Raw genomic sequence first — 13,057 nt, 5'->3', positions numbered from 1 at the left:
CCCGGAACGCAGAATGATCTGCCGAACAGTTGCCCACCAGCCGCCAGATGTTCGACGCTACCGCCATGACAACGATGGACACCCGGGCCGTACACGCCGGCCGCGACGACCTCCGCACCCTCGGCGTGCACGTACCACCCATCGACCTGTCCACCACCAACCCACTGCCCTCCGTCGACGACGGCGGCGCCGCGTACGAACAACTCGCCACCGGCGGCACCCTCCCCGCCGACGGCAGCGCCGTCTACCAACGGCTCTGGAACCCCACAGTCGCCCGCTTCGAAACCGCCCTCGCCGAACTGGAGGGCACCGCCCAGGCCGTCGCCTTCGCCAGCGGAATGGCCGCCCTCACCGCCACCCTGCTCGCCGCCGCCCGCGACGTCCGCCGGCACGTCGTCGCCGTCCGACCTCTCTACGGCGGCACCGACCACGTCCTCGCCACCGGCCTGCTCGGCACCACAGTCACCTGGACCCGCCCCGACGAGGTCGCCGCCGCCATCCGCCCCGACACCGCACTGGTCATCGTCGAGACACCCGCCAACCCCACAGTCGACCTGGTCGACATCGCCGCCCTCGCCGCCGCGGCCGGCGACATCCCGCTACTTGTCGACAACACCGTCGCCACCCCCGTCCTGCAACAACCCGCCCGCCACGGCGCCACCCTCGTCCTGCACAGCGCCACCAAGAGCATCGGCGGACACGGCGACGTCCTCGCCGGCGTCGTCGCCTGCGACGACACCTGGGCCGTACGCCTACGCCAGGTCCGCGCGGTCACCGGCGCGATCCTGCACCCCCTCGGCGGTTACCTGCTGCACCGCGGCCTGCAAACCCTGCCGCTGCGGGTCCGCGCCCAACAGGCCACCGCCGAGAAACTCGCCGGCTGGCTCGCCGAGCACCCCGCCGTACACCGGGTGCACCACCCCTCGGTGGACGACCCGGCGGCGCTGGTCGGGCGGCAGATGTCCGGACCCGGCAGCCTGCTCGCCTTCGAGGTACGCGGCGGCGCGCCCGCCGCGGCCGCCGTCGCCGACGCCTGCCGCCTCATCACCCACGCGGTGTCCCTCGGCGGCGTGGACACCCTCATCCAGCACCCCGCCTCACTCACCCACCGGCCGGTCGAGGGCGACGCCAAACCCGCCGCCGCCCTGCTGCGCCTCTCGGTCGGCCTCGAGGACCCCGAGGACCTGCGCGCCGACCTCGCCCACGCCCTCGACACGATCGCCTGACCGACCCGTCCTCAGGTCAGGTCGCGGCCGGCCAGGACCCGCCTCGGCGAACCCACCCGGGCAACCCGCAGCATCGCCCGGCCGAGCCGGTCGGTGCTGGTCACGTACGCCGGGAAGAGTCGGCTCAGCACCGGGTACAGCGGGTTGGTCACCGCATAGAGCCACCGGTACCAGCGGGTGCGGGACGCCGCGCCATGCGTCGGCTGGATGAAGCCGGGCCGTGCCGCATAGCCGTTGGGCAGCAGATCGAGCACCGCGTTCTCGGCGCGACCCTTGACCCGTGCCCACATCACCCGACCGTGCCCAGTGGAGTCGGTGCCGACCCCCGAGACGTAGACGAAGGTGGCGTTCGGGCCCACCTCCGCCAGCAACCGCGCCGCCGCGAGGGGATATTCGTAGCTGATCCGGGTGTACGCGGCCTCGTCCATGCCCACCGATGAGACGCCCAGGCAGTAGAAGCAGGCGTCCACGCCGGTCAGCTCTGCACGGACGTCGTCAAGCTCGCCGACGTCGGCGACGGTGAGCTCGCGCAGTTTCGGATGCCGCTGCTTGGTCGGGCGCCGGCCGATCGTCAGCACCTCCCGCACGTCCGGCGCGAGCAGGCTCTCACGCAGCACGCCCTGGCCGACCATGCCCGTCGCGCCGAAGATGACCACCCGCATCAATTGCACCCCTGTCGCCGACCTGCCAACAAACATCCCGCCGTCTACCGGCCAGGTTAGGTGACCAACTGATCCGCCGCCGACATGATCGTCGCTGGTGTCAGGACTTCGGGCCAACGTGTCGATCCAACGCGGCGACCGCCTCGCGCCGCGACCACTGGCACAGCGCCATGATGTCGACGGACCTGTTCGAGAACATGTAGCGCGGGTAGACATACTCCTTGCCCCGGACGGTGACCCGGTTGGCGCACCGGCAGCCGTCGGAGTGGAACAGGCCGCGCAGGAAGTCGCCGGGGTGCTCGGTGACGATGACCCGCTGCCAGTCGGCGAGAATGATCGGCCGTTCGTGCTTCTTGCCGGGACCGTGCTGTGGCAGCAGGCACGGCCAATGCACACCACTGCTCTCGACCGAGATGCAGCCTTGCTTGGGGATCCTCTGCACACGCGCGGCGAGCACTGCGAGCATGGCCACCTCGCAGGCGTCCGTGAGGTTCGGATAGATCGCCGTGCAGGCTATCCGAAGCACCGGCACCTTCGGTGAGACGGCCAGATGGCCGTCTCCCAGGTAGAGACCGAGCAGGTAGGAGTAGGCAGCGGGGTCGGTCGGATTCTCGACATCCGGCAGGCACCGGAAGCACCGTAGCTCTGTGCCGAGCCTCGCCCGTTCGGGTCGATCGACGCACCAGTGCCAGACAGTGGCGTAGGGCAGTGAGAGCGTGCGAGCTGCTGAGTGGATGGTGTGTCCGCGAGCACGGAGTGCGCGGGCCTGTGAGCGCAGTTCAGGTGGATGCACACGACGATTTTGGAACAGCCGTACGACACCTCTTGGTGCCCCCGGTGGGAGTCGAACCCACACTGTCGGAGGTTTGAGCTCCGCTTCTCTGCCGGTTGGAATACGGGGACGCTTGGCCGAATGCTCTGGTGGCCTCCCATAGGTTACCTACTACGCTGAGGGCGGCGACACCCGGTCGGGTTGGTGTCGGCTTATGACTGGTGGGGGTAGGGCTGGTGGCTGAGATGCCGACGGATGCCGAGCGCAGGCGCGTACTGATCGCCGAGGACGAGGCGCTGATCCGGCTGGACCTCGCCGAGATGCTGGTCGAAGAGGGTTACGAGGTGGTGGGGGAGGCCGGTGACGGCGAGACAGCCGTCCGCCTCGCCGAGGAGTTGAAGCCCGACCTCGTCATCCTCGACATCAAGATGCCGATCATGGACGGGCTGGCCGCCGCCGAGCGCATCGCCGGTGCCCGGATCGCCCCGGTGATCATCCTGACCGCGTTCAGCCAGCGTGACCTGGTGGAGCGGGCGCGGGCGGCGGGCGCAATGGCGTACCTGGTGAAGCCTTTCCAGAAGAGCGACCTGGTCCCGGCGGTGGAGATCGCGTTGTCGCGTTACTCGGAGGTCGCGGCGCTGGAGGCGGAGGTCGCGAGCCTGACCGACCGCCTGGAGATCCGTAAGTCGGTGGAGCGCGCCAAGGGCGCGCTGATGACCACGTACGGGATGACCGAGCCGCAGGCGTTCAAGTGGATCCAGCGCACGGCGATGGACCACCGGATGACCATGAAAGAGGTTGCCGAGCGGATCCTCGCGGAGACCGCCGGCGGCGAGGTGTCGCAGCAGCCGACCGTCTGAGCGTTCCTGGTGACAACGGGCTGCGCTGGGCCACCGTGCGCGGGGTCTGGTGGTTAGCATCGACGGGTGTCCGTCCGACGGGTGATCGCGGTGTTCGGCCTCTTCGCGCTGCTGCTCGCCGGGTGCGACGGGCCGGCCGCGCCGAGCGGCGCGGGGTCGACGACGGCCGCCGCGCCGGCGCTGCGGCCGGGTTGGCAGCCGTTGACGCTGCCGGCGCCGCCGGGTGGCCCGGGTCGTCCCCTGCTGCGGGACGCGACGTCGTGCGCGGGTCGGTGGTTCGTGGTCGGTGGTGTCCTGGCCGCCGACGGTGGCACGCGTCCGGCGGCCTGGACCAGCGTGGACGGTACGACGTGGACGGTGCTGCCGGTGCGTCCGGATTCCTTCTACGGGCGGCAGAACGTGTTCCTGTCGGCGGCCTGCCGCGATGGTCAGGTGGCGTTGATCGGCGCGAAGGTCGGCGGTGCGCACGGTTATCCGCGGGTGAGCACGTGGCGGCAGGTGGCCGATGGCGCGCTGGTCGAGGTGCAGGCGTCGTTCGAGACGTACGGCGGGCCGACGGCGGTGAACGTGTCCCGGCTGGCGGCCGGCCCGCAGGGTTGGTTGATCGTCGGTAACCGGTCGGCGGGTGCCGCGTCCTGGGTGGCGTCGCCGGCGGCGGCGGAGTTCGCGCTGGTCGAGGGCGCGCCGGAGCTGGCCAGTGACGCGGTGGGGGTGACCTGGGCGTTCGACGCGGTGGCGACGTCGTCGGGGTGGCTGACGGTGGGTGGTTTGTTGCCCGCTGGCCGGATCGACCGTGATCCGGCGGTGTGGTCCTCGCCGGACGGCCGGTCGTGGCGGCGCACCGTGTTGCCGGGTGGGTCGGAGTACGAGGAGATGCAGCGGGTGGTGCTGGTCGACGGCGTGCCGGTGGCGGTCGGGCTGCGCGGGGGGACGTTCGGCGCGTGGCGCCAGGAGGCGGCGGGTTGGGTGGCCGTCGGGACGTTCGGGCGGCGGGCTGGGCCCGGGGTGCCGGGGGTGGGGTCGCTGGTGTCGTCCGGTGGCAGTCTGTTCGCCGCGGTGACGGATGGGGCTCGGAATTCGGTGTGGGTGTCGACCGACCGGGGTGGTTCGTGGCGGGAGGCGACGATGCCGCTCGATGTGCCGGCGGGCGTCGACCGGGATGTGACGCTGGTGGCGGTGGGTGACCGGTGGTGGTTGGCGGCGGACGACGGCACCCGGGCCGGGTTGTGGTGGGCGGCCGGCGCGGGCGCCTGAACGTCGACGGAGCGGTGACACTTCCATCCGGTGCGCGGCCCGCGCGGACGTTTTCGCAGGTCAGTCGACTTTTTGTCAGGCGCGCGCGGTCCGGGTCGTTGCGGGTGGACTGCGACCGGGCGTGGGTTTTAAGGACCGTCTGGCGGGTTCACCTGTTACGGACATCGACATGATTGCCCACGTCTTCGTAACGGTTTCGCAGACCCAGCCTTCAGGCCTTCCGGGACGCTATGTCGTGTCGGTACGCTCCGCCATCACGAGCCGTAACGCAGGGGGTGTCCCTGCGGGGTGGGTGGAATTGCGAGTCTGCTGCTGTCGCCGTCGCTTCGGGTCAGCCGCGTCCGCATCTCGAGGAGGTCTGAAGCCGTGAGGCGAAGCTATGTACGGGCGCTGGGTACCGTGGCGCTCGCCGCGACCCTGGTGGTTGCGGCTGGTTGCCAGGATTCCGGTGGCGGCGACGGTGGGACCGCGTCTGGTGACTGCGGTGGCAAGATTGCGATCTTCGGTGCGTTCACCGGCGACAACGCGGGTCTGGTGATCCCGTCGCTGAACGGCGCGAAGCTCGCCGTGGAGCAGTTCACCGCGGCGAACCCGAACTGCAAGGTCACCATGCAGGAGTTCGACACCCAGGGTGACCCCGCGGTGGCGACCCCGTTCGCGAACCAGATCGCGGGGGACAACACGTTCCTCGGTGTCATCGGTGGTCACTTCTCCGGTGAGTCGGACGCGACGATGCCGATCTACCAGGCCGCCGGCCTGGCGATGGTCAGCCCGTCGGCGACCCGGACCGACCTGACCCAGAAGGGCAACACGTCCTTCTACCGCGTGGTCGGCAACGACAGCACGCAGGCCGGTGCCGTGGCCAGCTACCTGAAGACCCAGAACGCGCAGAAGGTCTTCATGGTCGACGACGCCAGCGCGTACGGCGCCGGCATCACCGACGAGCTGGGCAAGCAGCTCGGCCCGCTGGTCGTGAACAAGGACAAGATCCAGGAGCGGCAGACGCAGTTCGACGCCACCGTCTCCAAGATCAAGTCTTCGCAGGCCGACTTCGTCTTCTACGGCGGTTACACCCGTGAGGCTGCTCCGCTGGTGAAGCAGATGCGTGCCGCGGGCGTCAACGCCAAGTTCGTCGGCCCGGACGGTCTCTACGACACCGCGTTCCCGTCGGGTGCCTCCGGTGGCGCCGAGGGCGCGATCATCACCTGCCCGTGCCTCCCGGCCGACAAGGCCGGCGGCACCTTCTCCGCCGACTACCAGAAGAAGTTCGGCATCCCGCCGGGCTCCTACGGTGCGGAAGGCTTCGACGGCGCCACGGTCTACCTGGACGCCTTCAAGGCTGGCAAGAAGACCCGGGCGGACATCCTGGCGTTCGTGAAGGCGTACGACAAGCAGGGTGTGTCGAAGTACATCAAGTTCGATGCCAAGGGTGACGTCGACCCGTCGAAGGTTGTCATCTGGGCCTACCAGATCAAGGGCAACGCTATCGAGGCGCTGCAGGAGCTCAAGCTCAGCTGACGCCCACGCAATGGAGTGCGGCCGGGGTGCTTCACCCCGGCCGCTCTCGATTCAAGGAGACCCCCGGTGCATTTCGATGAACTGATCGGCCATCTCGGCCAGCACACGGTCGATGGCCTTTCCAAGGGCGCCATCTACGCCCTGATCGCCCTTGGTTACACCCTCGTCTATGGCGTCCTTCGCCTGATCAACTTTGCGCACTCCGAGGTGTTCATGGTCGGTACCTTCGCGGTGCTGATCCTGTGGACCCAGCTCGGTGTGCAAAATAACCCTCCTGTCGGCCAGGCGATCCTGTTCCTGGTGCTCGGTCTGGTCGTCGCGGCGGTCGCCTCGGGCGGTACGGCCCTGGCGCTCGAGCGAATCGCGTACCGGCCGTTGCGGCGCAAGAACGCGCCGCCGCTGATCTTCCTGATCACCGCTATCGGCCTGTCGCTGGTCTTCGTGGAGCTCTTCGGGCAGGTGCTGCCGAAGCTGCTCGGTACGGTGTTGCCGGAGGCGTTCGGCCGGCCCCGGCAGATCGTCGGTATGCCGACGATCATTCAGCAGGAAACCCTGTTCACCATCGGCAACACCGCGATCACGAACATCCAGCTGATCGTCTTCGTGGCTGCCGTGGCGATGATGGCCCTGCTGGACTGGTTCATCAACCGCACCCGGTACGGCCGTGGCGTGCGAGCGGTGGCCCAGAACCCGGAGACCGCCGCGCTGATGGGCGTCAACCAGGAGCGCGTGATCATGCTGATCTTCGTGCTCGGTGGCATCATGGCCGGCGCCGCCGCGCTGTTGTGGAGCATGCGGTTCGGCTTCACCCAGAACAGCATCGGCTTCGTGCTCGGCCTGAAGGCGTTCACCGCCGCCGTGCTGGGTGGCATCGGCAACCTGCGCGGAGCTCTGCTGGGTGGTCTCTTCCTCGGCGTCGTCGAGGTCTACGGCGCCACGCTCTTCGCGTCCAACTGGGAGGACGTCATCGCCTTCGTGGTGCTGATCGTGGTGCTGATGTTCCGGCCCACCGGCCTGTTGGGTGAGTCGCTCGGGAGGGCCCGCGCATGATCGACAAGATTCGCTCCGCAGACCGCCGTCGAATCGGCCTCCTGATCTCGGTCGGCGACCGTTGGAGGGCCCTGCCGAAGTGGCAGAAGGCCATCGGTGTGCTGGCTCTGCTCGTCTTCCTCTACCACCTGCCGTACCTGGGCAAGCTGCCCGGCGGTCTCATGATCCCCGGTCTGAACAACCTGCGTACCGACTCGATCGAGGGTGGCAACAACTGGGCGGGCGTGCTCTTCGTCTGCGCCATCTACGTGCTGGTCGCCATCGGGCTGAACGTGGTGGTCGGTCTCGCCGGCCTGCTCGACCTGGGCTACATCGGCTTCTTCGCCATCGGGGCGTACAGCGTGGCGCTGTTCGGCTCGGTGAACTCGCCTGTGGTGAAGTGGATCCAGCAGGAGTTCAACCTGCCGCCGACCTGGGCGGTGACCTGGGGCATCTGCCTCCTGCTCGCGATCGTGCTGACGATGATCTCCGGCGTGCTGCTGGGTTGGCCGACGCTTCGGTTGCGCGGTGACTACCTGGCCATCGTGACCCTCGGCTTCGGTGAGATCATCCGCATCGTCGCCCGCAACGCCACGGGTGTCACCAACGGTCCGGTCGGTATCTCGGCCATTCCGGGTCCGGAGGGTCCGCCGTCGGCGGACAACAAGGTCTTCGGTCTGATCGACGCGAAGCCCTGGTACTGGCTGGCGATCACCTTCGTGCTGTTGATGGTGGTCCTGGTTCGCCGACTGGAGCACAGCCGGGTCGGTCGCGCCTGGCTCGCGGTCCGTGAGGACGAGGACGCCGCCGCGGTGATGGGCGTGTACCCGTTCAAGTTCAAGCTGTGGGCGTTCGCCATGGGCGCGGCGCTCGGTGGCCTGTCGGGCTTCCTCTTCGGCAGCCGGAACGCGTTCATCGACCCGACCCAGTTCAACGCGAACCTCTCGATCCTCTTCGTCGCCATGGTCGTGGTCGGCGGTTCCGGCAACATGATCGGCGTCTCGCTCGGCGCCGTCCTGCTGGCGTACCTGCCGGAACGGTTCCGCGACTTCGCCGACTACCGGTGGCTGGTCTTCGGGTTGGCCATGGTGCTGGTGATGATCCTGCGTCCGCAGGGCCTGATCCCCAGCCGGCGGCGGGCCCGCGAGTTGAAGGACCGCGCGGCAGAGGCAGAGGAGGCGCCCGCTCATGTCTGACCTGACCACCAGCACGTCCGCGCCGAAGATCCCGGCCCAGCCGGGGCCCCGGTCGGTACTGCTCGAAGTCGACGACGTCACGCTCCGCTTCGGCGGCGTGGTCGCCCTCGACAAGATCAATTTCCAGATCTACGAGGGCGAGATCCTCGGTCTCATCGGTCCCAATGGCGCCGGCAAGACCACCAGCTTCAACGTGATGACCGGGGTCTACAAGCCGACCTCCGGAGCGGTCCGGTTCCGCGGCCAGAAGGTGACCGGCCGCAAGCCGCACCAGATCAGCCAGTTGGGCATCTCCCGGACGTTCCAGAACATCCGTCTCTTCCCGGAGATGACGGCGCTGGAGAACGTCATGGTCGGCACCGACTCCCGGCACAAGACCAGCGTGCCCGGGGCGCTCTTCCGGCTGCCTCGGCGCAAGCCGAAGCCGCACGAGTTGCCGCAGGTCACCGCCGCGTCCGGGATCGTCCGGACCTGGCAGCAGGTGCGCCGGACGTTCGCCAAGACGTTCGGCTTGTCCCGGCACATCCTCGAGGAGCGGGCCGCCGAGGCCAAGGCGCTCGAGCTGTTGCGCTTCGTCGGGATCGCCGACCGGGCCAACGACGAGGCGCGCAACCTGCCGTACGGCTACCAGCGCCGGTTGGAGATCGCCCGCGCGCTGGCCACCGAGCCGAAGCTGATCTGCCTGGACGAGCCGGCCGCCGGCTTCAACCCGGCGGAGAAGGAGGAGCTCCTCACCCTGATCCGCAACATCCGTGACATGGGGCTGACCGTGCTGCTCATCGAGCACGACATGCGGCTGGTCATGGGTGTCACCGACCGGATCGTGGTGCTGGAGTTCGGCCGCAAGATCGCCGAGGGTGCGCCCGCGGAGGTCAGCCGCGATCCGAGGGTGATCGCCGCGTACCTGGGGGAGCCCGCAGATGACGCTGCTTGAGCTGGAGAACGTCGCCGTCGCGTACGGCCGGATCGAGGCACTGCACGGGATCAGCCTCACCGTCAACGAGGGCGAGGTGGTGGCCCTGATCGGCGCGAACGGCGCCGGGAAGACCACCACCATGCGGGCCATCTCGGGGACCCGGTCGCTGGCCGAGGGGAAGATCACGTTCAACGGCGAGGACATCAGCAAGCTCCGGGCCGACCTGCGGGTGGTCCGGGGGCTGTGTCAGTCGCCCGAGGGACGGCAGATCTTCCCGGGTATGACCGTCATGGAGAACCTGGACATGGGGGCGTACACCCGGCGGGACTCCGCCGGCATAGCGGCCGACCTGGAACGGGTGCTGACCCTCTTCCCGCGGTTGGCCGAGCGGCGCAAGCAGGCCGGTGGCACCCTCTCCGGCGGCGAGCAGCAGATGCTCGCGGTCGGTCGGGCGCTGATGAGCCGACCGAAGCTGCTGCTGCTCGACGAGCCGTCGATGGGGCTGGCCCCGCTGGTGATCCGGCAGATCTTCGACATCATCACCGAGATCAACCAGCAGGGCACCACGATCCTGCTGGTCGAGCAGAACGCCCAGCAGGCGCTGTCGCGGGCACACCGCGGTTACGTGCTGGAGACCGGTCGGATCGTGAAGGAGGGGTCCGGTCAGGACCTGCTGCACGATCCGTCGGTCAAGGAGGCGTACCTCGGCGTGGCCTGAGCCACCCAGTTCGGCGGCCGGTCATCCCCTCGCGGGGGTGGCCGGCCGTCGGCGTTCGGCTCGGTGTCGCGGCACCCCGTGCCGAGCGCCAGGGATGTCGGTGCGACGGACTAGAGTCGCTGCCGTGACAGCTACGACACCGCGCCTGCTTCTCGTCGACGGACATTCCATGGCATACCGGGCGTTCTTCGCCCTTCCTGTGGAAAACTTCTCCACCACGACGGGTCAGCCGACCAACGCGGTGTACGGCTTCACCTCGATGCTGATCAACGTGCTGCGCGACGAGCAGCCCACCCACATCGTCGTGGCCTTCGACGTCTCCCGCCACTCCTTCCGCACCGACAGGTACGCGGAGTACAAGGCCGGCCGCAGCGAGACCCCGACCGACTTCAAGGGCCAGGTCAGCCTGGTCAAGGAGGTCCTGGCCGCGCTGCAGATCCCGGTGGTGGAGAAAGAGGGCTTCGAGGCCGACGACGTCATCGCCACGCTCGCCTGCCAGGCCCGCGACCAGGGCATGTCGGTGCTGATCAGCAGCGGTGACCGCGACGCGTTCCAGTTGGTCGACGACCAGATCACCGTCCTCTACCCGCGCAAGGGCGTCTCCGACCTGGCCCGGATGGACCCGGCGGCGATCGAGGCGAAGTACGGCGTTCCGCCACAGCAGTACCGGGACCTCGCCGCGCTGGTCGGCGAGACCAGCGACAACCTGCCCGGCGTCCCGGGTGTCGGCCCCAAGACCGCGGCCAAGTGGATCACCACGTACGGCGGGGTGGAGGGCGTGATCGCCCGCGCCGACGAGATCAAGGGCAAGGCCGGCGACAGCTTTCGGGAGCGGCTCGCCGACGTGATCCGCAACTACGAGATCAACCGCCTCGTCTCCGACCTGGAGCTGCCGCTGCGCCCGGAGGAGACCCGCTGGACGGGTTGGGACCGGGAAGCCGTGCACCAGGTCTTCGACACCCTGGAGTTCCGCATCCTGCGCGACCGTCTCTACCAGTACCTGGAGTCGGTCGAGCCGGAGGCCGAATCCGGCTTCGACCTCACCGGCGAGGTGCTCACCGAGCCCGGCGCGCTGGCCGGGTGGCTGACCACGCACGTCCCGACCGGCACCCCGGTCGGGTTGGCGGTCAAACTCGACACCGGCCCCAACCGCCGGCACACCGCCTCGATCAGCGGTCTGGCGTTGGCCACCGCCGGCGGCGCGGCTGCCTGGGTCGACCCGGCACGTCTCGATGCGACCGACGAGGGTGCCCTGGCCAGCTGGTTGGCCGACGCGCAGCGCCCCAAGGTTCTGCACGACAGCAAGCCGGCGGTGCTGGCCTGCGCCGCGCACGGCTGGCAGCTCGACGGCATCGTCCGGGACACCCAGATCGCCGCGTACCTGGCCCGTCCCGACCAGCGGTCCTACGACCTGACCGACCTGGCGCTGCGCTACCTGCACCGGGAGCTGCGGGTGGACGTCCCGGAGTCCGGCCAGCTCACCCTCGACGGCCTCGGCGACGAGGGGGTGGTCGAGCAGAACCTGATGCTCCAGGGCCGGGCCACCCTCGACCTGGCCGACGCGATCGACGCCGAGCTGTCCCGCGACGGTGAGCAGTCCGCCCGGTTGATGGCCGGCGTGGAGCTGCCGTTGATGCGGGTGCTGGCCACCATGGAGAGCACCGGCATCGCCGCCGACACCGACTATCTGTCCGAGCTGGAGGCCCACTTCGCCGCCGAGGTGAAGGCCGCAGCGCAGGGCGCGTACGAGGCGGTGGGCCGTGAGTTCAACCTCGGCTCGCCCAAGCAGTTGCAGGAGATCCTCTTCACCGAGCTGGGTCTGCCGAAGACCAAGAAGATCAAGACGGGCTACACCACCGACGCCGACGCCCTGCAGTGGCTCTACGCGCAGCAGCCGCACCCGGTGCTGGCCCACCTGCTGCGTCACCGGGACGTGGCCAAGCTCAAGTCGACAGTCGACGGGCTGCTCAAGTCGGTCTCCGACGACGGCCGGATCCACACCACCTTCAACCAGACCGTGGCGGCCACCGGTCGGCTCTCCTCCACCGAGCCCAACCTGCAGAACATCCCGATCCGCACCGAGGAGGGCCGGCGGATCCGGCGGGCCTTCGTGGTGGGAGACGGCTACGAGTGCCTGCTCACCGCCGACTACAGCCAGATCGAGATGCGCATCATGGCGCACCTCAGCTCGGACGACGCGCTGATCGACGCGTTCAACTCCGGCGCCGACTTCCACGCCGTCACCGCCTCGTCGGTCTTCGGGGTGCCGCTCGACGAGGTCTCTCCCGACCACCGGCGCAAGATCAAGGCCATGAACTACGGCCTGGCGTACGGGCTCAGCGCCTTCGGCCTGTCCCAACAGCTCAGCATCAGCACCGAGGAGGCGCGCGGTCTGATGGAGAACTACTTCGCCGGCTTCGGCGGGGTGCGCGACTACCTCCAGCAGGTGGTCGCCCGGGCCCGCCAGGACGGCTACACCTCCACCATCCTCGGTCGGCGCCGCTACCTGCCCGACCTGGTCAGCGACAACCGGCAGCGCCGTGACATCGCCGAGCGGATGGCGCTCAACGCCCCCATCCAGGGCTCCGCCGCCGACATCATCAAGGTGGCGATGCTGCACGTCGACACCGCGCTCGGCGAGGCCGGGCTGCGCTCGCGGATGCTGTTGCAGGTGCACGACGAGCTGGTCTTCGAGGTCGCCCCCGGTGAGCGGGAGGCCCTGGAGGCCCTGGTCCGGCGGGAGATGGGCGGGGCTTACCCGTTGTCCGTGCCGCTGGAGGTGTCCGTCGGCCTGGGCCGCGACTGGAACAGCGCCGATCACTGATCGGTTCTTGGTTGCGGTGTGGGGTTCCGGGGCAGCCCGACCCACTCCGGGCGGTCAGGCTTGATCCCTGCGTGGGTCGGGC

The 13,057-nt window shown here is 69.0% G+C and carries 11 protein-coding genes and 1 tRNA gene; 9 read left to right on the top strand and 3 right to left on the bottom strand.

Annotation, left to right across the window (positions count from 1 at the left end; translation table 11 throughout):
- Nucleotides 1-47 precede the first annotated feature (47 nt).
- Complete coding sequence (locus ABZS40_RS22255; protein ID WP_354945240.1) at nt 48-1,226, top strand: aminotransferase class I/II-fold pyridoxal phosphate-dependent enzyme; 1,179 nt, start codon at nt 48-50, stop codon at nt 1,224-1,226.
- Nucleotides 1,227-1,237: 11 nt separating this feature from the next.
- Here the strand turns inward: ABZS40_RS22255 and ABZS40_RS22250 are convergent, their stop codons facing one another.
- The 3 genes from ABZS40_RS22250 to ABZS40_RS22240 form a co-directional block, all read right to left on the bottom strand.
- Nucleotides 1,238-1,888: an NAD-dependent epimerase/dehydratase family protein gene (locus ABZS40_RS22250; protein WP_354945239.1), complete on the bottom strand. Its 651-nt coding sequence runs from the start codon at nt 1,886-1,888 to the stop codon at nt 1,238-1,240.
- 100 nt (nt 1,889-1,988) lie between these two features.
- The gene (locus ABZS40_RS22245) at nt 1,989-2,681 is read right to left on the bottom strand and encodes a transcriptional regulator (protein ID WP_354945238.1); all 693 of its coding nucleotides are present in this window, start codon (nt 2,679-2,681) and stop codon (nt 1,989-1,991) included.
- Nucleotides 2,682-2,714: 33 nt separating this feature from the next.
- A tRNA-Leu gene (locus ABZS40_RS22240) sits at nt 2,715-2,791 on the bottom strand.
- Nucleotides 2,792-2,896: 105 nt separating this feature from the next.
- Between ABZS40_RS22240 and ABZS40_RS22235 the strand changes: the two genes are divergently transcribed.
- The 8 genes from ABZS40_RS22235 to polA all read left to right on the top strand — a co-directional run bounded on the left by ABZS40_RS22235 (nt 2,897) and on the right by polA (nt 12,975).
- Nucleotides 2,897-3,520, top strand: coding sequence for a response regulator (locus ABZS40_RS22235; protein WP_130402813.1), 624 nt, complete (start codon nt 2,897-2,899; stop codon nt 3,518-3,520).
- A gap of 66 nt (nt 3,521-3,586) precedes the next feature.
- A complete protein-coding gene (locus ABZS40_RS22230; protein WP_354945237.1) occupies nt 3,587-4,774 on the top strand; it encodes a hypothetical protein in 1,188 nt (395 codons plus the stop codon).
- 366 nt (nt 4,775-5,140) lie between these two features.
- Nucleotides 5,141-6,292 carry a branched-chain amino acid ABC transporter substrate-binding protein gene (locus ABZS40_RS22225; RefSeq protein ID WP_354945236.1) on the top strand — a complete coding sequence of 384 codons (1,152 nt, stop codon included), beginning with the start codon at nt 5,141-5,143 and terminating at the stop codon, nt 6,290-6,292.
- Nucleotides 6,293-6,358: 66 nt separating this feature from the next.
- Nucleotides 6,359-7,342, top strand: a complete 984-nt coding sequence (locus tag ABZS40_RS22220; protein WP_238680225.1) for a branched-chain amino acid ABC transporter permease — start codon at nt 6,359-6,361, stop codon at nt 7,340-7,342.
- Nucleotides 7,339-8,517 (top strand): branched-chain amino acid ABC transporter permease, encoded by a 1,179-nt coding sequence (locus ABZS40_RS22215; protein WP_354945235.1) that lies wholly within the window; start codon nt 7,339-7,341, stop codon nt 8,515-8,517. Before ABZS40_RS22220 ends, ABZS40_RS22215 begins: the two co-directional genes overlap by 4 nt.
- Entirely contained in the window at nt 8,510-9,451 is a 942-nt protein-coding gene (locus ABZS40_RS22210; protein WP_354945234.1) for an ABC transporter ATP-binding protein, read from the top strand. Before ABZS40_RS22215 ends, ABZS40_RS22210 begins: the two co-directional genes overlap by 8 nt.
- Complete coding sequence (locus ABZS40_RS22205; protein WP_354945233.1) at nt 9,438-10,151, top strand: ABC transporter ATP-binding protein; 714 nt, start codon at nt 9,438-9,440, stop codon at nt 10,149-10,151. Before ABZS40_RS22210 ends, ABZS40_RS22205 begins: the two co-directional genes overlap by 14 nt.
- A gap of 124 nt (nt 10,152-10,275) precedes the next feature.
- Complete coding sequence (gene polA / locus ABZS40_RS22200; protein ID WP_354945232.1) at nt 10,276-12,975, top strand: DNA polymerase I; 2,700 nt, start codon at nt 10,276-10,278, stop codon at nt 12,973-12,975.
- The last annotated feature ends 82 nt before the right edge of the window (nt 12,976-13,057 follow it).

Origin of the sequence: Micromonospora sp. NPDC005324 (assembly GCF_040607155.1) — a bacterium.
Classification (GTDB): domain Bacteria; phylum Actinomycetota; class Actinomycetes; order Mycobacteriales; family Micromonosporaceae; genus Micromonospora; species Micromonospora trifolii.
This window is presented reverse-complemented; position numbering and strand designations above follow the sequence as displayed.

Excerpts from the sequence above, each read along its gene's own strand:
- ABZS40_RS22255 (WP_354945240.1), top strand. The coding sequence starts at position 48 with ATGTTCGACGCTACCGCCATGACAACGATGGACACCCGGGCCGTACAC.
- ABZS40_RS22250 (WP_354945239.1), bottom strand. The coding sequence starts at position 1,888 with ATGCGGGTGGTCATCTTCGGCGCGACGGGCATGGTCGGCCAGGGCGTG.
- ABZS40_RS22215 (WP_354945235.1), top strand. The coding sequence starts at position 7,339 with ATGATCGACAAGATTCGCTCCGCAGACCGCCGTCGAATCGGCCTCCTG.
- ABZS40_RS22210 (WP_354945234.1), top strand. The coding sequence starts at position 8,510 with ATGTCTGACCTGACCACCAGCACGTCCGCGCCGAAGATCCCGGCCCAG.
- ABZS40_RS22205 (WP_354945233.1), top strand. The coding sequence starts at position 9,438 with ATGACGCTGCTTGAGCTGGAGAACGTCGCCGTCGCGTACGGCCGGATC.